The organism is Mesorhizobium sp., assembly GCF_004962925.1.
Taxonomy (GTDB): domain Bacteria; phylum Pseudomonadota; class Alphaproteobacteria; order Rhizobiales; family Rhizobiaceae; genus Mesorhizobium.
The window spans coordinates 1-1,878 of sequence record NZ_SUEO01000383.1 but is presented as its reverse complement, the minus strand read 5'-3'; the positions used below and the strand labels follow the sequence as shown (position 1 = coordinate 1,878).

Here is a 1,878-nt window from a genome sequence, read left to right as displayed (position 1 = left end):
TCCTTTCTCAGCCTAAACTCAACCCCAAAATCGCCATATGCGATTCCCCTGCCCTTGAGGGGGAGATGTCGTCGAAGGCGACAGAGGGGAGTCGACTCGCGTGGAGCGCCAACGCTCTACCGACAAGAATGACGTTGGCACTTTACGCGCCAGGACTCCCTCTGACAGCTTCGCGGCCATCTCTCCCTCGAGGGGAGAGAAAAGCCAGCGGCAGATTGCCGCCGTGGAAGCCGGTCCCGGCGTTGGCTTCCGATTTCGGCCAAAGCAGGATTTGCAACACGCACCTGCCGCTGGTAAAACATTTTTACCAGTCAAACGAAGGAGGCTGTTGATGTCCGGCCTGCTGATGCCGAAGCCAGACGACGCCACGATGCGCCGGCGCGACGAGATCGTCGCCGATATGCGCATCATCGTGCCCGGCGAAGGCGTCGTCGACGCTGCCACTTCAATGCGCGCCTTCGAAAGCGACGGCCTTACCGCCTATCGGCAATTGCCGCTGGTCGTGGTGCTGCCCGAAACGGTAGCGCAGGTTTCCCGCGTGCTGAAATACTGCAACGACCGCAACATCCGCGTCGTGCCGCGCGGTTCCGGCACATCTTTGTCCGGCGGGGCGTTGCCGCTCGAAGACGCGGTGCTTCTGGTCATGAGCCGCTTCAACCGCATTCTCGAGATCGATTTTCCCAACCGCATCGTCGTCGCTCAGCCGGGCGTCACCAATCTCGGCATCACCACCGCCGTCGAGCAGGAGGGTTTTTACTACGCCCCCGATCCATCCTCCCAGATCGCCTGCTCGATCGGCGGCAATGTCGCGGAAAATTCCGGCGGCGTGCATTGCCTGAAATACGGCCTTACCGCCAACAATGTGCTCGGCATCGAGATGGTGCTGATGAACGGCGAGGTGGTGCGGCTCGGCGGCAAGCATCTCGATGCGGAAGGCTACGACCTGCTCGGCGTGATGACCGGTTCCGAAGGGCTGCTGGGCGTCGTCACCGAGGTCACCGTGCGCATCCTGAAGAAGCCGGAGACGGCGCGCGCACTTCTGATCGGCTTTCCGACCAGCGAGGAGGGCGGCCAATGCGTCGCCGACATCATCGGCGCCGGCATCATCCCAGGCGGGATGGAGATGATGGACCGCCCGGCGATCCACGCGGCCGAGGATTTCGTCCATGCCGGCTATCCCTTGGATGTCGAGGCGCTGCTGATCGTCGAACTCGACGGGCCCAGCGTCGAGGTCGATCACCTGATCGGCCTTGTCGAAGCCATCGCCTATAGGAACGGCTCGACCACATGCCGCATTTCGCAGTCGGAGCAGGAACGGCTGAGCTTCTGGGCCGGCCGCAAGGCGGCCTTCCCGGCGGTCGGCCGCATCTCGCCCGACTATTATTGCATGGACGGCACCATCCCGCGCAAGGAACTGCCGCGCGTGTTGCACGGCATGCGCGAACTCTCAGAAAAGTACGGGCTCGGCGTCGCAAATGTCTTCCATGCCGGTGACGGCAATCTGCATCCGCTGATCCTCTATGACGCCAACGTGCCGGGCGAGCTCGACAAGGCTGAGAGTTTCGGCGCCGACATCCTGCGGCTCTGCGTCAAGGTTGGCGGCGTGCTGACCGGCGAGCACGGCGTCGGCGTCGAGAAGCGCGACCTGATGCCGGAAATGTTCAACCAGATCGACCTCGACCAGCAGATGCGGGTCAAATGCGCTTTCGATCCCAACCATCTGCTCAATCCGGGCAAGGTGTTTCCGCAGTTGCGCCGCTGCGCCGAGCTCGGACGCATGCACGTGCATCGCGGCCAGACGGCGTTTCCGGACATTCCGAGGTTTTGAGTGGGTACGTTGGCGCATGAACACCCCCCTCTGTCCTGCCGGACATCTCC

1 protein-coding gene is annotated in these 1,878 nt (G+C 62.8%); it reads left to right on the top strand.

The window, feature by feature from the left end; genetic code table 11:
- Nucleotides 1–331: 331 nt before the first annotated feature.
- Complete coding sequence (locus E5W87_RS35195; protein ID WP_292408503.1) at nucleotides 332–1,828, top strand: FAD-linked oxidase C-terminal domain-containing protein; 1,497 nt, start codon at nucleotides 332–334, stop codon at nucleotides 1,826–1,828.
- Nucleotides 1,829–1,878: the final 50 nt, after the last annotated feature.

Bases quoted from the DNA above. Each gene is read 5' to 3' on its own strand.
- E5W87_RS35195 (WP_292408503.1), top strand. From the start codon at position 332: ATGTCCGGCCTGCTGATGCCGAAGCCAGACGACGCCACGATGCGCCGG.